The organism is Streptomyces apricus, from assembly GCF_008369065.1.
GTDB lineage: Bacteria > Actinomycetota > Actinomycetes > Streptomycetales > Streptomycetaceae > Streptomyces > Streptomyces apricus.
In genome coordinates, this window is the sequence record NZ_VDFC01000050.1 from 58,109 (window position 1) to 78,868 (window position 20,760).

General features: G+C 70.0%; 20 protein-coding genes and 1 tRNA gene. 13 read left to right on the forward strand and 8 right to left on the reverse strand.

What is annotated here, in order from left to right:
• Window positions 1–69: 69 nt before the first annotated feature.
• The 3 genes from FGF04_RS30535 to FGF04_RS30545 all read right to left on the reverse strand — a co-directional run bounded on the left by FGF04_RS30535 (window position 70) and on the right by FGF04_RS30545 (window position 4,353).
• Window positions 70–1,503: a hydrolase gene (locus FGF04_RS30535; RefSeq protein WP_149514600.1), complete on the reverse strand. Its 1,434-nt coding sequence runs from the start codon at window positions 1,501–1,503 to the stop codon at window positions 70–72.
• Window positions 1,504–1,593: 90 nt separating this feature from the next.
• Window positions 1,594–3,030 carry an RICIN domain-containing protein gene (locus tag FGF04_RS30540; protein WP_149514601.1) on the reverse strand — a complete coding sequence of 479 codons (1,437 nt, stop codon included), beginning with the start codon at window positions 3,028–3,030 and terminating at the stop codon, window positions 1,594–1,596.
• An 84-nt stretch (window positions 3,031–3,114) separates the two neighbouring features.
• Window positions 3,115–4,353: a hypothetical protein gene (locus tag FGF04_RS30545; RefSeq protein WP_149514602.1), complete on the reverse strand. Its 1,239-nt coding sequence runs from the start codon at window positions 4,351–4,353 to the stop codon at window positions 3,115–3,117.
• Window positions 4,354–4,587: 234 nt separating this feature from the next.
• On the opposite strand from FGF04_RS30545, the gene FGF04_RS30550 reads away from it, so the two are divergent.
• From FGF04_RS30550 to FGF04_RS40285, 4 genes are all read left to right on the forward strand, one after another.
• Entirely contained in the window at window positions 4,588–6,183 is a 1,596-nt protein-coding gene (locus FGF04_RS30550; RefSeq protein WP_149514603.1) for a phage tail sheath family protein, read from the forward strand.
• A gap of 84 nt (window positions 6,184–6,267) precedes the next feature.
• The gene (locus FGF04_RS30555) at window positions 6,268–6,711 is read left to right on the forward strand and encodes a phage tail protein (RefSeq protein WP_107018041.1); all 444 of its coding nucleotides are present in this window, start codon (window positions 6,268–6,270) and stop codon (window positions 6,709–6,711) included.
• Window positions 6,711–7,226, forward strand: a complete 516-nt coding sequence (locus FGF04_RS30560; protein WP_149514604.1) for a hypothetical protein — start codon at window positions 6,711–6,713, stop codon at window positions 7,224–7,226. The genes FGF04_RS30555 and FGF04_RS30560 overlap by 1 nt, the downstream gene beginning before the upstream one ends.
• Window positions 7,223–7,381 carry a DUF6760 family protein gene (locus FGF04_RS40285; protein WP_188114298.1) on the forward strand — a complete coding sequence of 53 codons (159 nt, stop codon included), beginning with the start codon at window positions 7,223–7,225 and terminating at the stop codon, window positions 7,379–7,381. The genes FGF04_RS30560 and FGF04_RS40285 overlap by 4 nt, the downstream gene beginning before the upstream one ends.
• On the opposite strand, the gene FGF04_RS30565 is transcribed toward FGF04_RS40285, so the two are convergent.
• A complete protein-coding gene (locus FGF04_RS30565) occupies window positions 7,330–8,688 on the reverse strand; it encodes a hypothetical protein (RefSeq protein ID WP_149514605.1) in 1,359 nt (452 codons plus the stop codon). The genes FGF04_RS40285 and FGF04_RS30565 overlap by 52 nt on opposite strands.
• A gap of 48 nt (window positions 8,689–8,736) precedes the next feature.
• Here FGF04_RS30565 and FGF04_RS30570 point away from each other — a divergent pair, with 48 nt between their 5' ends.
• Window positions 8,737–9,123, forward strand: a complete 387-nt coding sequence (locus tag FGF04_RS30570; protein ID WP_149514606.1) for an ATP-binding protein — start codon at window positions 8,737–8,739, stop codon at window positions 9,121–9,123.
• A gap of 48 nt (window positions 9,124–9,171) precedes the next feature.
• Here the strand turns inward: FGF04_RS30570 and FGF04_RS30575 are convergent, their stop codons facing one another.
• The gene (locus tag FGF04_RS30575) at window positions 9,172–10,224 is read right to left on the reverse strand and encodes an aldo/keto reductase (protein WP_149514607.1); all 1,053 of its coding nucleotides are present in this window, start codon (window positions 10,222–10,224) and stop codon (window positions 9,172–9,174) included.
• Between the two features lie 107 nt (window positions 10,225–10,331).
• On the opposite strand from FGF04_RS30575, the gene FGF04_RS30580 reads away from it, so the two are divergent.
• The 5 genes from FGF04_RS30580 to FGF04_RS30600 all read left to right on the forward strand — a co-directional run bounded on the left by FGF04_RS30580 (window position 10,332) and on the right by FGF04_RS30600 (window position 15,828).
• Complete coding sequence (locus FGF04_RS30580; protein ID WP_149514608.1) at window positions 10,332–10,961, forward strand: TetR/AcrR family transcriptional regulator; 630 nt, start codon at window positions 10,332–10,334, stop codon at window positions 10,959–10,961.
• A 145-nt stretch (window positions 10,962–11,106) separates the two neighbouring features.
• Window positions 11,107–12,576 (forward strand): FG-GAP-like repeat-containing protein, encoded by a 1,470-nt coding sequence (locus tag FGF04_RS30585; protein ID WP_149514609.1) that lies wholly within the window; start codon window positions 11,107–11,109, stop codon window positions 12,574–12,576.
• A 26-nt stretch (window positions 12,577–12,602) separates the two neighbouring features.
• Window positions 12,603–13,643, forward strand: a complete 1,041-nt coding sequence (locus FGF04_RS30590) for a Yip1 family protein (RefSeq protein ID WP_149514610.1) — start codon at window positions 12,603–12,605, stop codon at window positions 13,641–13,643.
• A gap of 58 nt (window positions 13,644–13,701) precedes the next feature.
• Window positions 13,702–14,817 carry a sulfite oxidase gene (locus tag FGF04_RS30595; RefSeq protein ID WP_235882584.1) on the forward strand — a complete coding sequence of 372 codons (1,116 nt, stop codon included), beginning with the start codon at window positions 13,702–13,704 and terminating at the stop codon, window positions 14,815–14,817.
• Window positions 14,818–14,937: 120 nt separating this feature from the next.
• Window positions 14,938–15,828 carry an AraC family transcriptional regulator gene (locus FGF04_RS30600; RefSeq protein ID WP_149514611.1) on the forward strand — a complete coding sequence of 297 codons (891 nt, stop codon included), beginning with the start codon at window positions 14,938–14,940 and terminating at the stop codon, window positions 15,826–15,828.
• A gap of 12 nt (window positions 15,829–15,840) precedes the next feature.
• Here the strand turns inward: FGF04_RS30600 and FGF04_RS30605 are convergent, their stop codons facing one another.
• Both FGF04_RS30605 and dcd read right to left on the reverse strand, forming a co-directional pair.
• Window positions 15,841–16,350 (reverse strand): phosphoribosyltransferase, encoded by a 510-nt coding sequence (locus tag FGF04_RS30605; RefSeq protein WP_149514612.1) that lies wholly within the window; start codon window positions 16,348–16,350, stop codon window positions 15,841–15,843.
• 5 nt (window positions 16,351–16,355) lie between these two features.
• The gene (gene dcd, locus FGF04_RS30610) at window positions 16,356–16,931 is read right to left on the reverse strand and encodes a dCTP deaminase (protein ID WP_149514613.1); all 576 of its coding nucleotides are present in this window, start codon (window positions 16,929–16,931) and stop codon (window positions 16,356–16,358) included.
• Window positions 16,932–17,473: 542 nt separating this feature from the next.
• On the opposite strand from dcd, the gene FGF04_RS30615 reads away from it, so the two are divergent.
• From FGF04_RS30615 to FGF04_RS30625, 3 genes are all read left to right on the forward strand, one after another.
• Window positions 17,474–17,547, forward strand: a tRNA-Gly gene (locus FGF04_RS30615).
• Window positions 17,548–17,705: 158 nt separating this feature from the next.
• Window positions 17,706–18,815: a DUF1152 domain-containing protein gene (locus FGF04_RS30620; RefSeq protein ID WP_149514614.1), complete on the forward strand. Its 1,110-nt coding sequence runs from the start codon at window positions 17,706–17,708 to the stop codon at window positions 18,813–18,815.
• The gene (locus FGF04_RS30625) at window positions 18,812–19,066 is read left to right on the forward strand and encodes a hypothetical protein (protein WP_149514615.1); all 255 of its coding nucleotides are present in this window, start codon (window positions 18,812–18,814) and stop codon (window positions 19,064–19,066) included. The genes FGF04_RS30620 and FGF04_RS30625 overlap by 4 nt, the downstream gene beginning before the upstream one ends.
• 642 nt (window positions 19,067–19,708) lie before the next feature.
• On the opposite strand, the gene FGF04_RS30630 is transcribed toward FGF04_RS30625, so the two are convergent.
• Complete coding sequence (locus FGF04_RS30630; RefSeq protein WP_149514616.1) at window positions 19,709–20,599, reverse strand: hypothetical protein; 891 nt, start codon at window positions 20,597–20,599, stop codon at window positions 19,709–19,711.
• Window positions 20,600–20,760 lie beyond the last annotated feature (161 nt).

Consider the following 20,760-nt stretch of genomic DNA (forward strand, 5'->3'; position numbering starts at 1 on the left):
GGAACTGCGCGCCCAGCCCCCACGGCCCCGCAGCCGACGAACAACCAATCCGACCGCGGCCGACGGCAGTCACACCGTGAATTTCACCGCTTCGAGCCACAAGTCGTTGTTCAGCGTCCCCCCGAAGATGAAGTGCTCCCCCGCCTCCGGGTCGTCGCACCCCATCCCCAGCCACGCCGCGTCGTGGACGTGCACGGTCTGGCACACGGCCCCGCCCCCGTTGTCGACGTTGATGGTGAAGCCCAGCAGGTCCGGCGCGTCCTTCTTGGTGCTGCCGATGTAGTTGTCGATGCCGTCGGCGACACCCGACCACGGCGCGTTGTAGTGGCCCTGCCCGTTGGTCGACCCCGGGTCGTGGACGAAGGCGGCGCCCGCCGTGCCCTTCGCGCCGGACACCGCGATGTTGAGGGCCTTGAGCGGGGTGTTCTCGCCCACCGTGCCGGCCGTCTCGCCGTCGCAGACGGCCTCCGTCCAGCCCTTGCCCTTCACATAGGCGCGGTAGCAGATGTGCCGTCCACCCGGGTCCTCCGCGGCCAGCTGCTGGACGGCGGTGGCCGCGGTCCGCTCGGGGGCCTTGGTCTCCTTCTCCTCGCCGCCGCCCGCCGAGCCGCCGCCCCCGGCACCCGCGGCCTGCGTCGGAGCGGGGGCCGGAGGCGTCGTGACGGCGGCGGTGGGAGTGGGCGGTGCGGGGGGCGACGCGCTGGGACTGCTGGGCGGCAGCGTGCTGATGCCGGCTTCCTGGAGCTTCTCCTTGGCGGCGCTGGTGACCTTGGGCTGGTAGGCGATCCACAGCATCACGAACGTGATCGCCAATGCCACGAACACACCCAGGAAGGTGGCCAGCCAGCGCGGCAGGAAGCCCCGCTGGACGTACGTCCCCTGCACATCCAGCGGCGCCACTCCGGAGCGCTGCACGGCCAGCGTGTAGGGCCGGTCCTCCTTCGAACCGAACCAGATGATCTGCCTCGGCTTCAGCGTCGTCTTCACGAACGCCGCGCGGCCCGGCTCGATCTGCACGTTGGAGGGATGGATGTCGTACGACAACTGATCGCCGTTGTCGCTGCCACCGATCGAGGCGGTCAGCTTCGTGTTGCCGAGATTGTCCACCGCGAGCTTGGGACGCCCCCGGAACCGCCCCTTGACCGTCGGCGGCACCAACTCAGCGCGCACCTCGGTGAACGGAGTGATCGTCAGGTTGCCTTCGGGGACGGTGGTCGCTTCCGGGTGCTCGGTCGGCGTGATCCGCACCGCGTACGGGTTCGGCCCTGCCGTCGCGTCGGGCGTACGCGGCGGCGCGAACGTCAGGTCCACCGAACCCGTCGTCCCCGGGTACAGCCGCAGGACCTGCGGCTCCACGACCGTCCAGGGCGCCAGATCACCGACCGCCTCGAAGCGGTACTCGTCGACGACGTCACCGGTGTTGCGCAGACGCAGCCGCACGGTCGTACTGCCACCCGGGTCCACAGTCGCGGAGGCGGGTTCCAGGGAGGTCCAAAGGCTCACTCCCCGGACGCTAAACCTTCCGGTGGTGCCGGGGCAGGAAGCCCCGGGGCACAGCGCCTGCCCGAAGAGGCGGCACGGGTGCCCGGGGCCTCAGTCCTCGGAAGGGTGGACGATCAGCCACTCCTGGTCGTCGCTGTTGGAGCAGTTGTAGAGCGTCAGGTTCGTGTCGACGCCGCCGGTGCTGAACCCGGCGACGTCCAGGCACTTGTTGTTGCTGGCGTAGTTGCGGATCCAGTAGGCGCCGCTGTCCTGCTTGTCGATCCACCACAGCTGGTTGTCGGCGGTGGTGCCGTCGCAGGCGAACTCGTAGATCCCGGTCCTGATCGGCTTGGCACCGTAGTCCGGCAGGTCCATGCAGAGCTGGTCCTTGACGTTGCGGATCTGGAAGAGGGCGGTGCCGCCGGGGCCCAGCTTCGGGTAGCGCACCTCCAGGTTCCAGAGCTGGTTGTCGTCCTCGGTCTTCTCGGTGCAGGTGGCCTGCTGGACGCGGCCGCCCGATTCGCCCTTGCCGCGCCCCGGGAGTTCGGCGCACATCTTGGTGGTCGTGTTGCGCAGCAGGATGTTGGTCGCCGGCACCACGCTCTTGGGTTTCGGCTTGGGCTTCGGTTTCGGCTGCGCGTCCCCCGCCCCTCCGCCGCCGTCGCCGGAGGCCTCCGGGGCGGCGGGCTGGGAGGCCACCGGCTCGACGGACGGAGCCTTCGGGGCCTTCGGCGCCTCCGGGGTCGGCGACGGAGAGGGTGCCAGCGTGCTGACGCCGGCTTCCTGGAGCTTCTCCTTGGCGGCGCTGGTGACCTTGGGCTGGTAGGCGATCCACAGCATCACGAACGTGATCGCCAACGCCACGAACACACCCAGGAAGGTGGCCAGCCAGCGCGGCAGGAACCCCCGCTGGACATACATCCCTTCCACATCCAGCGGCGCCACTCCGGAGCGCTGCACGGCCAGCGTGTACGGCCGGTCCTCCTTCGAGCCGAACCAGATGATCTGCCTCGGCTTCAGCGTCGTCTTCACGAACGCCGCTCGCCCCGGCTCGATCTGCACATTGGACGGATGGATGTCGTACGACAACTGATCGCCGTTGTCGCTGGCGCCGATCGAGGCGGTCAGCTTCGTGTTGCCGAGGTTGTCCACCGCGAGCTTGGGACGCCCGCGGAACCGCCCCTTGACCGTCGGCGGCACCAACTCCGCCCGCACCTCCGTGAACGGAGTGATCGTCAGATTCCCCTCCGGAACCGTGGTCGCCTCCGGATGCTCGGTCGGCGTGATCCGCACCGCGTACGGATTCGGCCCCGCCGTCGCGTCCGGCGTACGCGGCGGCGCGAAGGTCAGGTCCACCGAGCCCGTGGTGCCGGGATAGAGCCGCAGCACCTGCGGCTCCACGACCGTCCAGGGCGCCAGATCACCGACCGCCTCGAAGCGGTACTCGTCCACGACGTCACCGGTGTTGCGCAGACGCAGCCGCACCGTCGTACTGCCACCCGGGTCCACGGTCGCGGAGGCGGGTTCCAGAGAGGTCCAAAGGCTCACATACGGACGCTAGCCCCCGGACGGGACTCGTGCAGCGGGCCCGAGTGCACGCCGTGTTGCCCGAACGGCCCGCAGGAGGGGCCGTCAGCTCCTGGGAATCGGCGAGCCGGTCGCCGTCATGACGAAGTGCGCGTAGGAGTCGGCGTTCATCAGCGCGCGGCGGCCCATGGCGTACCAGTTCTCCTGCCGCTTCGGACGCTGCGTCTCGTTCTGGCCCGTGTAGGTGGACGGATCGCGGACGGCGCGCCTGCCGAGCATCGCGGCGTCCTGCGCGGCGGCGGTGGCGGGATCGAGGACCGTCGCCAGGCCCGCCTGCGCGGCGTCCTCCGCCAACTCGTGGTCGTAGGAGCTGTACTGGTAGTCCAGCGTTCCGGCGAACCGGTGCGTGGCCTCGTGGATGACGTACCAGGCCACCTCGCCCTCCTCCCGGAGGTTGATCGGGCCGGTGCGCCCCGAGTCCATGGAGGGCAGCTCTTCGCTCTTCATGTAGCCCGGCCTCAGCCGGGCCGCAACGTCCTTGGTGCTCGAATCGACCCAGCCCGCCGCGCCGGACGCGTTCGCCGACCGGGCCGACGGGTCGAGTATCGAGGCCTCGCCGACCAGGGCGATCTGCGCGCCCTGTGAGTTCAGGCCCGCCTGTACGCGCCGCAGCACCTCGGAGATCCTCGGCAGGAGCTCCCCGATCTGCTGCGGGGTCGCCGTCTGGAACAGCGGGAACGCGGACCTCAGTGCCTGCAGCAGCGCACCGCCCGGTGCGCCGCCCGCGGCGTTCAGCAGGGCCAGCGCGGTGGCCATCTTCTGCTGCGCCTCGACCACCGCCTTGCGGGTCCTGGTCTCGCGCTGCGGGTACTTGTGGTCGGGGATGGTCCCGCGCTTGGAGACGGCGACGGCTCCACTGCTGTGCAGTTGCCGGGTGACGTCGTCGTACTTGTCGCCGTGCTGCAGGGAGGTGGAGTCGATCTGCAGTTCGGCGGTGGTCCTGCTCTGGCCGTTCTCGTCGAACCACACGCCCGAGTTCTGCCCCATGACGTGCTGCGTCCTGGTGCTGCCGTTGAACGTCCACACCGCGCGCTGGATCGCGTGCCCGCCGGAAGCGTGCCCCGCGCTCACGCCTCCGGTGCCGGCAGTGTGCGCCGCGCTCACGTCCTCGGTCCCGGACGTGGAGTCGAGTGCACGCTGCACGGCCTGTGTCACCGCCGCGTTGCCGGCCTCGCTCTGCAGCGCCAGGATCCGGTCCGCGGTGGTGCCCCGGTTCACCGTCGCCGGGCGGCCCCTGACCTGATCACCCCGGGCCTTCTCGGCCTGGACCTCCTGCGCGCGCATGCCGTTCCCCTCCACGACTGATCCTCCAGCTCTACCGGAAGGAGCCCCGCGCGGGGAGAGCAGTACGGGCAGCCGTGGGGGCAGGAAGGCCGGTTAGGGGGGCACGCGGAAGCGTCGTGCTGCCCTTGCGGGCAGGCATTTTGCCCCCGATCAGGTACCGCGGGACGTTTCAACGAGCGCTCGCGCGCGTGAAGCTCGCAGTAGACCTGTCTCGTACCCCGAGGAGAGCAGAGCATGCCGTCCTACCTGTCGCCCGGCGTATACGTCGAGGAGGTGGCCAGCGGCTCGCGTCCCATCGAGGGAGTGGGCACGTCGGTGGCGGCCTTCGTCGGGCTCGCCCCGACCGGACCGCTGAACCAGCCGACCCTGGTGACCAACTGGTCCCAGTACGTCGCGGCCTTCGGTGCCTTCACCGACGGTTTCTACCTCGCGCACTCGGTGTACGGGTTCTTCAACAACGGCGGCAGCGCCGCGTACGTCGTCCGGGTCGGCGGCAGCCCCGAGGGCGCGTCCGACAACGGCGTGTCCGGCAACGGCGCCGCGTCGGCCCTCGGCGGCTCCGCGGCCCCGGCCGCGCTCCCGGCGGGCGAGCCCAAGCAGCTCGGCACCTTCAGCGTGACCGCGGTCGCGGGCGGCTCGCTCAGCGTCGAGGTCGCCGACCCCGAGGGCGAGGGCCCCGCCGAGCGCTTCAAGCTGATCGTCAAGGACGGCGACAAGCCCGTCGAGACCTTCGACGTGACCGCCAAGAAGGGCGGCCGCAACTACGTCGTCACGCAGGTGAAGGAGCGCTCCAAGCTCATCACCGTGCAGGAGGCGGCGCCCGCCGGGCAGCTGGTCCGCCCGGAGAACCAGACCGTGGCCCTGGCCGCGCCCAAGACGGGCAACGCGCCCGCCGTGCCGGCCGGTTCGGACGACGCGCACCCCGGCCCCGCCCAGTACCTCGGCGACTCCGCCGACCGCACCGGCTTCGGCGGCCTGGAGGCCGTGGACGAGATCTCCATGGTCGCCGTCCCCGACCTGATGGCCGCCTACCAGCGCGGCGCGATCGACCTGGAGGCCGTGAAGGCCGTCCAGCTCGGCCTGATCGCGCACTGCGAGCTGATGGGCGACCGCGTCGCCGTCATCGACCCGCCGCCGGGCCTCAACGCCCGCGAGATCCGCGTCTGGCGCCAGGAGACCGCCGGCTACGACTCCAAGTACGCGGCCCTGTACTACCCCTGGGTCAAGGTCTTCGACCCGGCGAGCGGCCAGTCCCGGCTGACCCCGCCGAGCGGCCACGTCGCCGGCATCTGGGCCCGCAACGACTTCGAGCGCGGTGTGCACAAGGCGCCCGCCAACGAGGTCGTGCGCGGCGCGGTGGACCTGGAGCTGCAGATCACCCGCGGCGAGCAGGACCTGCTCAACCCCATCGGCGTCAACTGCATCCGCGCCTTCCCGGGCCGCGGCATCCGCGTCTGGGGCGCCCGCACCATGTCCTCGGACCCGGCCTGGCGCTACCTGAACGTCCGCCGGTACTTCAACTACCTGGAGGAGTCGATCCTGCTCGGCACCCAGTGGGTGGTGTTCGAGCCGAACGACCACAACCTGTGGGCGCGGATCCGGCGCAACGTCTCGGCGTTCCTCGTCAACGAGTGGCGCAGCGGCGCGCTCTTCGGCCAGCGGCCGGAGGAGGCGTTCTACGTCAAGTGCGACGAGGAGACCAACACCCCGGAGTCGGTCGACCTCGGCCGCGTGATCTGCGAGATCGGCATCGCGCCGGTCAAGCCCGCCGAGTTCGTCATCTTCCGGCTGGCGCAGTTCTCCAGCGGCAGCGGCGAGCTGGAGGAGTAGGCCCCGGCCCGCTCCCCGCGCACGTCATAGCCAAGACCCCCCAGCAAGACCTCCAGCACGGACCCTCAGAAGGACAGAGAACAGATGAGTCTCAGCCCGGGTGACGCCCTTACTTCACATAATTTCGGTCTCCAGATCGACGGCGTGATGGTCGAGTACCTCGCCGAGGTCAACGGCCTGAGCATCGAACAGGACGTCATCAAGCACCTGTCGAACTCGGCGCAGGGCCGCCCCGAGGTCAGCCTGATGCCCGGCGTCCAGAAGGACGGGCAGTGCACCGTGGTGCGCGGCATGACCCAGTCCCCGGCCTTCACGACCTGGATCAACGACTCGATCACGGGCCAGATGAGCACGGCCCGCAAGAACGCGTCGATCATCATGATGGATTACCAGAACAACCCGGTGAAGCGGTACAACATGCGCAACGCCTGGTGTTCCAAGATCGACGCGAGTGCGCTCAAGGCCGGCGAGGCCCAGGCGCTCACCGAGACCGTGACCATCGTCTTCGAAGAACTGGTCATCGAGTAATGCGCCGTACGGCTGCCAGGGCGGGCGCGCACCCGGTCGCGCCCGCACCGGCGCCGGAACCGGTGGCGGCGCCGGAGCAGAACCCTGCTCCGGCGCCCGCCGCCGCTCCGGCCCCGGCCCCCGCTCCCGCGCCGGTCGCACAGCCGCTGCGCACGGAGTTCCCCTTCGAGTTGCCGCGCGGCTACGTGGACGACTCGGGGACGGTGCACAAGGACGGTGTGATGCGTCTGGCCACCGCGCGGGACGAGCTGATCCCGCTGCGGGACGTCCGCGTCCAGGAGAACCCCGCCTACCTGTCGGTGGTCCTGCTGGGCCGGGTCATCACCCGCCTCGGCACGCTGGCGATGGTGCACGACGGGATCGTGGAGAACATGTTCGCCTCCGATCTCGCCTTCCTGCAGGACTTCTACCGGCAGGTCAACGCCGAGGGCCACACCCGCGCCGCCGTGGAGTGCCCGCACTGCTCGGAGCCCTTCGAGGTCGAACTCGGCGGGAGCCGCCTGGGGGAATCGTGACGTACGCGACCGACCGGCTGCACGAGGAGATCGCGTACGTCGCCTATCACTTCCACTGGAGCCTGGAGACGATCCTGGACCTCGAACACCAGGACCGCCGCCGCTACACGGAACAGATCGCGTCCCTGGTGACCCGGGGCGGGGCGGAGGGCTGATCGGTGGGGTTCCTGGACCGACTGAGGGGCGGTACGGCGGCGACGCCGGTGTCTACGTCGACGCCTGAATCGGCGTCGGCATCCGTGCCGGCACCGGCTTCCGAGGTGAACCCGGGTTCCGGAGGCGGTAGTTCCGCTCCGGTGCCCGTGGTCGGCTGGACGGGGCTGCCGCCGATCCAGCGGGCCGCCGTGGGGCGGCCCGGTGTCGCGGACTCCGGGTTCGGCGGACGGCTGAGCACCTGGCAGAACCCGTCCTTCACCGGGACCCTCTCCCACGCCGTCCTGGACGGGGCGCCGGGCGGGCTGATCAGGAACGCGCTCACCACGTCGGCCGGGCCCGTGCCCGGTCTCGAACCGCCCGCGCGGGTCCTGCCGGTGGCCTCGGCCGAGCCGTCCGAGGCCGCGCCCGACGCCGTGTCGGGTGCCGCGTCCGGCGGCGCGTCCGGTGACGTCCGGCCGGTGCAGCGGGCGCCCCGGACGGTCACGGCGTCGCGCCCGCGGGGGCCCCGGGTGACCCCCGCACCTCCCAGGCCCCACCGGCAGAATCCGCTGACCAGGGCGACCGCCACGCCCGCCGCCGTCCAGCGGTCTCTGCCGGTGGCCCGAACCGGGGCGCCGAGGGCGTCGGACGGCGGCGGCCCGGCGCCGACGTCGCCGGGTCCCGCGCCGTCGAGGCCCGCGGCGCCGCCAGCTTCCGCGCCGTCCGGGCCGGTGTCGTCGGGCCCGGCACCGTTGACGTCGCCGTCGGCTCCCGCGTCGCCGGGACCTGCGTCCTCGGGTGCCGCGCCGTCGGGTGCTGTGTCGTCCGGGTCTGCTCCGGCGGGTCCGGCACGTTCGAGGACGGCACCTTCGGGTCCCGCGTCCTCGGGACCTGCATCCTCGGGTGCCGCGCCGTCGGGTCCCGTGTCGTCCGGGTCTGCTGTGACGGGTCCGGCGCCTTCGGGACCCGCACCTTCGGGGCCTGCGTCCTCGGGACCCGCGCCGTCCGGTTCCGTGTCGTCCGGGTCTGCTGCGACAGGGCCGGCGCCTTCCGGATCCGTGTCGTCGGGTTCGGCGGCGGCCGGTTCCGCGTCGCCGGCATCCGGGCCCGCGGCGCCGCGTTCCGCCCGGCCCGGAGCGGGTGCGCCCTCCGCCGGGGCGGTCGACGTCCAGCGGGCCCCGGCGGGCGGTACCGCCGCGGCCGGACCCGTCCGGCCGGTGAGCGGTGGCGGTACGGCGGCCGGTTCGAGCAGCCGTGCTGCCGGGGCAGGCGGTACGGGGGTCGGTCCCGGCAGCACGGCGTCCCGCACCGGCGGTGCGGGGAACACCGTGCAGCGGGCGGTGCCCGCTTCCGGCGGGACGCCCGCTGCACGCCCATGCCCACGCCCTGGGAGTACACCCTCCACATCCCCCACGACCCCCGAGCCGTGGGCATCTGCCGCCGGGCCCTCCGGGACATCCTGACCAGCCACCACCTCCCCACCCTCGTCGAACCGGCGGAGCTGCTCGCCTCCGAGCTGCTCGGGAACGCCGTCCGGCACACCGAGGGGCCCGCCGCCCTCAAGCTCAGGCGGTCGGGGCCCACCCTGCGCCTCGGCGCCTGGGACACGGACCCGACCCCGCCCGCGGCCAAGCCGCCGGACGGCGGGTCGGAGGCGGGCAGGGGCCTGCACCTCGTGCACGCGTACGCCGACGACTGGGGCTGGTTCCGGGTCAACGGCGACGGCGGCAAGTACGTCTGGTGCGAACTCGGCGCCCCCTGAAGGGGCATCGCACCGGCACCTCGCGTATTCGGCTGCTCGACGTGGAGGTCATGCAGCGGTCGGAGGCGCGACAGCCGGTGGGTTGAGGCGGGCGAAGCCTTCCTGACGCTGGTACGGGAAGTACGGGTAGGGCGCCGTCCTGCCGCTCGCCGCATCGAGTTTCGCCATCTGCTCGGGCGTGAGCGTCCAGCCGACGGCACCGAGGTTCTGGCGGAGCTGGTGCTCGTCGCGGGCGCCGATGATGACGGAGGAGACGGTCGGTCGCTGCAACAGCCAGTTGATGGCGATCTGCGGAACGCTCCTGCCGGTCTCCTGCGCGACCTCGTCGAGGGCGTCGACCACGCGGTAAAGGTGGTCGTCCTGGACCGGCGGGCCGTAGTCCGCGGTGCGGTGCAGTCGGCTGTCGGCCGGTAGCGGCCGGCCGCGGCGGATTTTGCCGGTGAGCCGTCCCCAGCCGAGGGGGCTCCAGACGAGAGCTCCGAGGCCCTGATCGAGCCCGAGGGGCATCAGCTCCCATTCGTAGTCCCGGCCGACGAGGGAGTAGTAGACCTGATGGGCGACATAGCGCGGGTGGCCGTACCTCTCCGCGGTCGCGAGGGACTTCATCGCCTGCCAGCCGGAGAAGTTGGAGACGCCGAGGTAGCGGACCTTCCCTGCTCGTACGAGGTCGTCGAGCGTGGACAGGACTTCCTCGATCGGCGTGCCGGCATCGAAGGCGTGCAGCTGGAACAGGTCGATGTGGTCGGTGCCGAGCCGGCGCAGGGCGTCCTCGCACGCGGTGATCAGGCGCGAACGGGAGGAGCCCGCATCGCCCGGGCCGTCGCCCATCGGCAGGCCGGCCTTGGTGGATACGATCACCCGGTCCCTGCGGCCTTTGATCGCTTCGCCCAGCACCTCTTCGGAGGCCCCGCCGGAGTAGACGTCGGCGGTGTCGAACATGGTGACCCCGGCGTCGAGGCAGATGTCCACGAGCCGGCGTGCTTCGTGCGCGTCGGTGGTGCCCCAGGCGCCGAACAGCGGTCCCTGACCGCCGAAGGTGCCGGCGCCGAAGCTCAGTGCGGGGACCTTGAGGCCGGATGCGCCCAGCCGCCTGTATTCCATGACTGTTCCTCTCTCGCCGCCCGCACCTGACTAATGGGCTTGGAGTTCCGTTAGTGTGGAGCCTCAACGTAGCAGGCGCGAGCGATTAACGAAACTGGAGTCCCGTTATGGGTTTTGAGGGTGCGGATCCGGGGACCGTCCGTCCTGGAGGGCGCACGGCGCGGGTGCGGTCGGCGGTGCTGCAGGCGGCCGGGGACGCCCTGGCGGAGCACGGCTTCGCCCATCTGGACCTCGCCGACATCGCGCGCCGGGCCGAGGTGGGCAAGACCACCGTCTACCGCCGCTGGGGAACGGTGACCGGTCTGGTGGCCGATCTGCTGGTGGACATGGCCGAGCAGTCCTTGCCGCGCACCGAGACCGGCTCGCTGCTCGGTGATCTCAAGGCCAACGCCCGGCTCGTGCAGCGCACCTTGGCCGACCCGCGGCAAGGGGCGCTGTTCAAGGCGGTGATCGCCGCCGCCACCTGCGAGGCGAAGGCCGCCGAGGCCCTGCACCGCTTCTACGACATCCGTGTCGAGGAGTGGGCACCCTGCGTTCAACAGGCCGTCGACCGGGGCGAGCTGCCCGAGGGCACCGATGCCCACGAGGTGATCCGTGCCGTCTCCGCTCCCCTCTACTACCGCCTGCTGACCAGCGGCGACGGCCTGGACGAAGCCGCCGCGGACCGGGCCGCCGGGGCCGCCGCGGCTGCAGCGCGTGCGGGAGTGTTCCTGCGGGGCGCCGAAGGCCGTGCGTGACCGGCTTCCCCGTCCCGTCGCGCCGCGGGGCGCGACCAGGCGCACACGAGGCACGCCCCGGCACAACCCCGCACCTACTCCAGATGTCACACAGGTGAACCGGACGGAACCGCCCCGATCCGGCCACCCGACCCCTGGAGCCCCCGTGCGCACACGGACGTACGCCACCCTCGCCGCCACCGTCACCGCGGCGGCGGCCACGGCCCTCACCCTCACCCCGGTCGCCGCGGCCGCCCCGCACGCGGCCGTCCGGCCCTCCCCCTCCACCAGCGACTTCAACGGCGACGGCTACGCGGACCTCGCCGTCGGAGTCCCCGAGGGAACCGTCGACGGCAAGGCGAGAGCCGGGTACGTCAACGTCCTGTGGGGCGGGAAGAGGGGCGTCGGCGCCCATGGCGGCATACGCGTCACCCAGGCCAACCCCGAGGTGCCCGGCACCCCGGAGAAGGGCGACCGCTTCGGCGCCGCCGTGGTGCTGGAGGACCTGAGCGGCGACGGCATCGCGGAGCTGCTCGTCGGCGCCCCCGGCGAGGACATCACCGGGCGCGGCACCGACGCCGGCGTGGTCACCGTCGTCGGCGGCGCGAGGAGCGGCACGCGTCCCGGCGCCAACGTCACCACCGGCCCCGCCGCCTCGGCCGCGTACGGGCTGTCGGTCGCCGCGGCCGACCTGACCGGCGACGGCGGCCGCGACATCGTGGTCGGCGGCAAGGACAAGGTCGTGCTGCGCACCGCGGACGGCCTCGCCGCCACCGTCGTCACCGCCCCCATGGGCGGCCGCGCCCCGGCCCTGGCCACCGGCGACTTCACCGGCGACGGCGCGGCGGACCTGGCGGTGGGGTACTGGACGAACGACCCGTTCACCCAGTCGCACGTACGGATCTGGGCGTGGGAGGCGGTGGACGAGGCCCTGGGCAACGTGTGGAACACCGACAACGCCGGGATCTCCGCCCTCGCCGCCGGCGACTTCGACGGCGACGGCCACGACGACCTGCTCCTCGGCGAGTGCCGGGAGATCGCCGACGAGAACATCGACGACCCGTGCGGCCCGCAGGAGTACGCGTACGGCGGCGGCCTGCACGTCCACTACGGCACCGGCTCGGACGGCTCCTTCGGGTTCCGCCGGCAGACCCTGAACCAGGACACGGTCGGCGTACCGGGCCGCGCCGAGTCCGGGGACCGCTTCGGCGCGGCCCTCGCCGTCACCGACGCCAATGGTGACGGCCGCGACGACGTGCTGGTGGGCGCCCCCGGCGAGGCCATCGGCACCCGGGCGGCGGCAGGCGCGACCACCCTGGTGTTCGGCACGGAGGACGGGCTCGTCGACGCGTTCGGCGAGGGCCACGCCGTCGCGTACAACCAGGGCACCCCGCGCGTGCCGGGGGCGGCGGAGGCGGGGGACGCCTTCGGCGCCGCGGTGGCGAGCGGCGACTACGACCACGACGGCAAGCAGGACCTGGTGGTCGGCGCACCGGGCGAGAACGCCGGGTCCGGTGCGCTGTGGGCCTTCCCGCGCGCGGTCGCCGACGGCTCGTACGCGCTGACGCCCGCCCGGCTCGGCCTGCCCGCCCCGACGAGCGCGCTCGCCTACGGCACAACCCTGAGCAGCCGGTAGAAATCGCGGGGTTCGCCCCTTAGGGGATGTCACAGGTCGGCAGCAAAGCCGGGCCCGGGACCCCGGGCCCGGCCCGTGACTCTGCGGGACCAGGTACGTTCGATTACGTGGCTGGATTCAGGATCGGACGCGGCCGGGACAACCGCACGCAGCAGGCGCCTCCGCAACAACAGCGGCAGCAGCCTTACGGACAGCAGGCCCCCCGGGGCGGCCCGTCCTACGGCTATCCCCCCGCGCCCGGGGGACACCCGCAGCAGCCCCCGTACGGCGGAGGCGGTGGCGGGTACGGCGGCGGCAACGGACCGCAGCAGTGGCCCCAGGGGAACGGGCACCCGCAGGGCGGCGGGCACGACGAGCCGGAGTACTTCGGCGACCCGGGCCACCACCCGCAGGGCGGCCGGCCGCAGGGCCACGACCCGTACGCGGCCAACCAGCCGGGCCACACCACGGCGTTCTCCATCGACGAGGACCCGTACAACCAGGGCGGCACCTACCGCGCGGGCCAGACCCCCGCGCCCCCGGTCGGCCCCAAGCTGCACTGGAAGGAACTGCTGAGCGGCGTCGTCATGCGCCCCAACCAGACCTTCCTGCAGATGCGCGACTACACGATGTGGGGCCCCGCCCTCGTCGTGACGTTCCTCTACGGCCTGCTGGCCGTCTTCGGCTTCGACGGCGCCCGCGCGGACGCCATCAACGCCACGCTCTCCAACGCGGTGCCCATCGTCCTGACGACGGCCGTCGCGATCGTGCTCAGCGCCTTCATCCTGGGCGTCGTCACGCACACCCTCGCCCGCCAGCTCGGCGGCGACGGCGCCTGGCAGCCCACGGTCGGCCTCTCCATGCTGATCATGTCGATCACGGACGCACCGCGCCTGGTCGTCGCGATGTTCGCGAGCGGCGACGCGCCCTTCGTGCGCATCCTCGGCTGGGCGACCTGGGTGGCGGCCGGCGCGCTCTTCACGCTGATGGTCGGCAAGTCGCACGACCTGCCCTGGCCCAAGGCCCTGGGCGCGTCGGCGATCCAGCTGATCGCGCTGCTGTCGATCATCAAGCTCGGCACGTTCTGAGCCGGCCGTGACCGAACACCTGTCGCAGTCCCCGTCACTGTCAACGTCGGACTCCCGGCTGCCGGCCGGGGTCAGCGCGCCCGGCCGGGTGGCCGCCCCCGACGAGGGGATCGGCCACGAGGAACTCGCCCTCGCGGCCCGCAACCACGGCATCCCGCTGGAGGCCCTGCGCCACGACGTGACCCCGCCGGGGCTGCACTACATCCTGCTCCACTACGACATCCCGACCGTCGACGCCGACGCCGCGGCCGCCTGGACCCTCCCGGTCCACGGCCGCGTCCGTACGCCGCTGACCCTGGACCTGGCCGCCCTGCGTGCCCTCCCGTCCGTCACCCACCGCGTGACGATGGAGTGCGCGGGCAACGGCCGGGCCCGGCTCAGCCCGCGCCCCGTGAGCCAGCCCTGGCTGACCGAGGCGGTCGGCACGGCGGACTGGACGGGCGTACCGCTGCGGACGCTGCTCGCCGAGGCGGGCGTCGAGCCGGACGCCGTCGAGGTGGTCTTCACCGGCGCCGACCACGGCGTGGAACGCGGCGTCGAGCAGGACTACGCCCGCAGCCTGACGGTCGCGGACGCGACGGCCGCCGACCCCGAGGTGCTGGTGGCGTACGAGATGAACGGCGCCCCGCTGCCGCCGCAGCACGGGTACCCGGTGCGCCTGGTCGTCCCCGGCTGGTACGGCATGGCGAGCGTGAAGTGGCTGGCCGACATCACGGTCACCGACACCCCGTTCACCGGCTTCCAGCAGGCGGTGGCGTACCGCTACCGCCAGACCCCCGACGAGCCCGGGGAGCCCATCACCCGTATCGCCCCGCGCGCGCTGATGGCCCCGCCCGGCTTCCCGGACTTCATGTCCCGCACCCGGGTGGTGCGCCCCGGTCCCGTGGAGCTGGAGGGACGGGCCTGGTCGGGCCGCGCCCCGGTCGTACGGGTCGAGGTCAGCACGGACGACGGCGCGACGTGGCGGGACGCCGAGCTCGGCCCCGCCCCGGCGGACGGCGACGCCTGGTCCTGGCGCCGCTGGCGCACCTCCTGGGACGCGGTCCCGGGACGGCACGTCCTGACGGTGCGCGCCACGGACGCCGAGGGCACCACCCAGCCGCTCACCCAGCCGTGGAACCGCGGCGGCTTCGCCAACAACGAGGTGCAGCGGATCACGGTGGCCTGCGCCTAGCCGTTCGGTCCTTCGACCCGATCCGACCGGACCCGACCCGACCGGAGCGGGCACGGGATGTCGGGTGCGGCGGGGTGCGCCCTTCGTAGCGTGAAGGGCGTAAGGGAAGGAGGGGCCGGGTTGCTGGAACGGCTGAACGAGGCCCTGGCGCACATCGAGACGCGGTTGGTCACCGAGGGCTCCGAGGGCGGCGAAGCCCTCGACGTGGCGGAGCTGGCACGGATCGCGACGACGTCGGAGTACCACTTCAGGCGGATGTTCTCCGCGCTGGCGGGGCTGCCGCTGTCGGAGTACGTCCGGCGCAGGCGGCTCACCGTCGCGGGCGCCGAGGTGCTGGCCGGCGAGCGGACGCTGCTGGAGATCGCGGTGCGGTACGGCTACGGCTCGGGGGAGGCGTTCGCCCGGGCGTTCCGCGCCGTGCACGGCGTGGGTCCGGGCGAGGCCCGCCGCACCGGGGCCGCGCTGACCGCCCAGCCCCGGCTCTCCTTCCGTCTCGTCGTGGAAGGGAACAGCAGCATGCGGTACCGGATCGTGGAGAAGGAAGCATTCCGTGTGGTCGGCAGGAGGATCCGCGTCCCTCTGGTCCACGAGGGGATGAACCCGCAGATCGCGGACTTCATCAGAAGCATCGACAAGGAGACGCTGGCCCGCATCGCCGCACTGTCCGACCAGCAGCCGTCCGGGATCGTGGGGGTGAGCGACAACCTGGACCCGAGCCGGGCGGAGGGGACGGAGCTGGACTACTACCACGGGGTGGTGACGGGGGCGGAGCCCTCAGCCGACCTCGACTCGCTGGCGGTCCCGGCCGGCACGTGGGCGGTGTTCGAGAACTCGGGCCCGTTCCCGCAGGCACTCCAGCACCTGTGGCGGGACGTCTTCACCCAGTGGTTCCCGTCCAACCCGTACGGGACGAGGCCGGGCCCCGAGATCCTGAGCACCCGCCTCTCCCCGGACGCGTCACAGGCGGACGCGGAACTGTGGATCCCGGTGGAACGGGAGACGAGGCCCTAGAGGGCTTCCTCCCTAGAGGGCTTCCTTGTTCTCCTTGGGAGCCTCTCCCGACTTATGTACTGGAGGCAAAACACTCCACGGAAAGTTGATCCAGTCATCGGTGCGCTTCCAGACGTACTCGCACTTGACCAGCGACTGGGACTTCTCATAGATGACGGCGGAGCGGACCTCGGCGACGGTGTCGACGCAGAAGTCGTGCACGAGCTTCAGCGTCTTGCCGGTGTCCGCCACGTCGTCCGTGATGAGCACCTTCTTGTCGGAGAAGTCGATGGCGTTGGGGACGGGTGCGAGCATGACCGGCATGTCGAGGGTGGTGCCGACGCCCGTGTAGAACTCCACATTCACGAGGTGGATGTTCTTGCAGTCCAGGGCGTAGGCCAGCCCGCCGGCCACGAAGACGCCGCCGCGGGCGATGCTGAGCACGATGTCGGGTTCGTACCCGTCGTCGGCGATGGTCTGGGCGAGCTCGCGGACGGCGGTCCCGAACCCTTCGTAACTGAGGTTCTCGCGCACGTCGCTCATGTGGCTCACACCTGGGTCCGGTGGAAGTTGAGGAAGGACCGGGAGGCGGTGGGCCCGCGCTGCCCCTGGTAGCGGGACCCGTACCGGTCGCTGCCGTACGGGTGCTCGGCCGACGAGCTGAGCTGGAACATGCACAGCTGCCCGATCTTCATCCCCGGCCAGAGCTTGATGGGGAGGGTGGCGAGGTTGGACAGCTCAAGGGTCACGTGCCCGGAGAACCCGGGGTCGATGAACCCGGCGGTGGAGTGCGTGACGAGCCCGAGCCGCCCGAGCGAGCTCTTGCCTTCGAGCCGCGACGCGAGGTCGTCGGGAAGCGAGATGACCTCGTACGTGCTCGCCAGCACGAACTCCCCGGGGTGGAGGATGAACGGCTCGTCCCCCTCGGGCTCGACGAGCCGCGTGAGGTCGGCCTGCTCGACGGAGGGGTCGATGTGGGGGTAGCGGTGGTTCTCGAACACCCGGAAGTAGCGGTCGAGCCGCACGTCGATGCTGGAGGGCTGCACCATGGATTCGTCGTAGGGATCGATCCGTACGCGCCCGGAGTCGATCTCGGCCCGGATGTCCTTGTCAGAGAGAAGCACGCCCCGAGGATACGGGCAGCCCGCGGGCCCGCCACAATCGGTTGTCGTGGCGGGCCCGCGGGTGTGAACCTGTTGCCGGATCCGTTGGTGAAGTGGTCCCGCTACCGGTCAGCGCCTTTCGAGTTCGACCGGTACGACGTTGCGGAGCCGGGCGCACCGGGGGCAACGGATCAACCGGCCGGGACCGAGCCGCTCGGCCTGCTGCATCGGAAGCGATGCGGTACTGAATACGTGCCCCTCGGCACAACGGACGACGGTGCTGCGTTCCATCAAGTCCTCAGAGTCCCTTCCCCAAGAGCCGCGTCTGACTGACGAGAGCGCCACATTACGGGATGAAAGGGACGGGCCTGCAGGCGGCACTCCGATCCCGCCGGCACCCTCTCCAGCGCCCCCACCGTACGCCCCAACTCCCGCGCGCGGGAGCCGGGTCCCACTCCCCGGGACACCCCGGCGCGCACGGCCCCAGCACCGGGTGCCCCGTATGAGGTATGGTGAATCCGCGTTTCCGACACCGGCCGGACAGCCCGCTCCCGGCGTCTTACGCGGGTGTAGTTTAGTGGTAGAACATCAGCTTCCCAAGCTGAGAGTGCGAGTTCGATTCTCGTCACCCGCTCCACGCAGAACCCCCAGGTCGTCGACCCGGGGGTTTCTTGTTGCCCGGACCGGCGGGCGGGGCGTGCACCGGATCCGTACCACAAGGCGCGGCTAGCTGTCGGTGGGGCGGTGGGGTCTTCCTTGTGATGCGCAGGGTCGTCATTCCCTTACGCTGCCCGCATGAAGCGGTTGATCGTCGCAGCAGGAGGAGGGGGCGACGCTGTCGCCGCCGCCATGCTTCACGCCGCCCTCTACGGCGACAAGGACCAGGCGATGATCCTCACGTACGCGTGGGACCGCCTCCTCATCGACCCGGTACCGGGCCCGCGGGGACCGGACAACTTCACCGGCCTCCACCAGCTCACTCCCGCAGTCTGGGCAGTGCCGGCGGACGCCCGCCCGATCGCACCAGCGGGCTCCACGCTCCCGCGGCTCGCGGCGGAGCTCCCGCACACGTTCGCGCTGATCGACCCGCACCACGGCGCCGAAGGCATCACGCGCCAGCTCGAAGAACTGATCAGCCACCTGTCCCCGGAGTCGATCGACCTGCTCGACGTGGGAGGCGACATCCTCGCCCGAGGCGACGAGCCGACACTGAAGAGCCCGCTCGCAGACGCCCTCACGCTGGCAGCGTGCTGCCAGGTGAACGCGCCCGTGCGACTGCTGGTCGCAGGCCCCGGCCTGGACGGCGAACTCCCACCCGACGAGGTGCGCGGACTGCTGGACACTCTCATCCACACCTTCACAGCGAAGGACGTCGAGCCGGTCGGCTCGATCCTGGAGTGGCACCCTTCGGAAGCCACGGGGATGCTCGCCGCCACCGCGAGAGGAGTTCGCGGCACCTGCGAGGTCCGAGACGCCGGCCTCCCGATCGCGCTGACGGACGAAGGCCCGACCGTCCACGAGGTCGACCTGGACAACGCCCTCGCCCGCAACCAACTGGCCCGCGCCGTCATGGCGACCGAAACCCTGACCGAGGCCGAGGCGCACAGCCGCGAAATCTGCGGCCACTCGGAGATCGACTACGAACGCAACAAGGCCGCAGGGCTCAAGGGCCAGCAGCCCACGGACCTGGTCCCGCAGTCTGTCTTGCCCCGACTCGACAAGTTCAAGGCCGAGGCCAGGCGCCGCGGAGTCACACACACGACGTTCCGCCACCTCACCGAGGCCTTGAACCTCAACGGCACCCAGCGCGAGGACTTGCGCCAACTCCTTATCAGCAGCCGCCCCGAGCAGTACACGGCGCCTTTGTGGCGCATCACCACCAATGACCCTGAGCCCACCACATGAGCGCATTCAGCAGCGACCCCACGCTGAACGCGCAGGACGTGACGGACAACGGCACTGAGGTCGACGTCGCCACCAACCTGCTGAACGGCCACATCAGACTGTCGATCCTCTGGACACAAGAGATCCTCCTGTCGCCCGACGACGCCGACCAGCTGGCCCAGGCCTTGCAACGGGCCGCAGCACAAAGCCGCAAGATCACAGCCACCAAGGCACCCACGAAGCACGACGAGCCCCAGCCGAAGCCTGAGTAACAACTTTCTCTACGGGTTTCAAGTTCGCTTACTGGAATTAGGTACCTTGTGCGGCAGCTGGCCACAGATCCGGAGCTAGCGGCCTGCTACCATTCGACAGATCTTAGTTGGGTCGGCACCCGTTACTACCGAACCATGATCCACGCCGCTGGCCGTCGGAAGCGACGGAAGCTAAAGGGGGACAGCCTCTTCCCGGCGCTTAAACGGACGGATCCACCGCGAACGCACTTCTGGACCTGAACGACCAGCAATTACTGACCACAACCAGAATTGACGCCCTTCGTAGACCAGCGCCGCAAACGGAAAAAGTTACCGACCTCTCTCCCCCTGCTCAGCGACGGCGCGCTGGATACTGCACCAAGTGCCATTCTCCGGACTCGATTTGAGGAACTCCAGAACTTCGGCAACTAGTCCACCCCTTGCGGCGCTTGGCTCCGCCATCGAGACTCCAGCGACCTGTTGATCACGTACCACATACACGTCAGAACAGGCAGGGAACAGCTAGGAATCACAGAGCCAGTAGCAGCGCAGCGAGGAGCAGCCATCAGGCCTTTTCGCTAGTTCAGAGATCCGATTGACCGCCGGATTCCCTAAGCTTCCCAAGTTGAGAGTTCTAGGGGTAAGCGACAGATCGCGCGAAAATTACGGGGCGTTACTAGCTTCGCCCCAAGGAGCATCATCGGATATTTTCCACAGGCTCTCAAAGAAGTCCGAGCATTCTTTCACCATGTGTTCGGATTTTTGCGTTCCATCTCGAATATCCCACCCGGCCCTACCGCCCCGCGATAGCAGCGGATCCAGCAAGATTCGGTCAGGCCGACCGTAAGGAAACTCTGTCTTGCGAGCTATGTCATAGAACGCAAAGAAAGCTGCATTGTCGCCGATTAGGCACACTTGGAATGCCGGAATGCCTGGGTAGATGCGAAACTGGAGCGACACTTGCACCTGCGTTCGATCCCGAAGACGGCGAGCAAATAGGAGAAGATGGCTTGCGTAGTCCTCGGTCTTCGCCTCGGCGTACCTTCGAAATTCGGGATCATCCGATAACGTTTCGCCACTGTTCAGCTTGGATGGGATTTTCATTGGATTAGATAGGTCTGGCGTCAACATCCTGAATGTGACAGACTGAACGCGCCCCGGAGAATCATACAGACGCATCAATGTCCCGCGCATGAGATCAAAGATTGATTCACCTGTATATCCAAGGAATCTCACATCAACGGCACGGCCGGTTTCGGATTCCTTGATTAGGTCAGCTCGGGAGGTGGGGTTTGCGAACCTGGTTGAAGCTTGACCACCCCGTGGATCATCCGCCAAATCTTTAATCGCGTCGTATAGCACATACGCCACTAGGCTCAAGAGTGCTCCAGCTGTGAATGCACTCCCTTGCAAGGCATCGCCGATAGGATTGAATATTTGAGCTGCCAGACCGAGAAGGAATATGCCCAGCAGGATGCAGCGCGTGACTACTGGTTCTACAGTATTTCGAATGTAGCGGATAATTCCTGAAACTCGCACCGGAGAATCCGCCATGTCATCTCCCCCAAGAACCAAGCCTTTCCCGATTGAAACCCTTCATACCCTGCGAGCAACATCAGTAGTCCCCTGATGCCGTTTGTCTTCAGAGACGCCCAAAGCGAAGAGTTTCGCAATCTTGTCAACCACTTGGGTGCCTACGTCCGTGACACGCACTA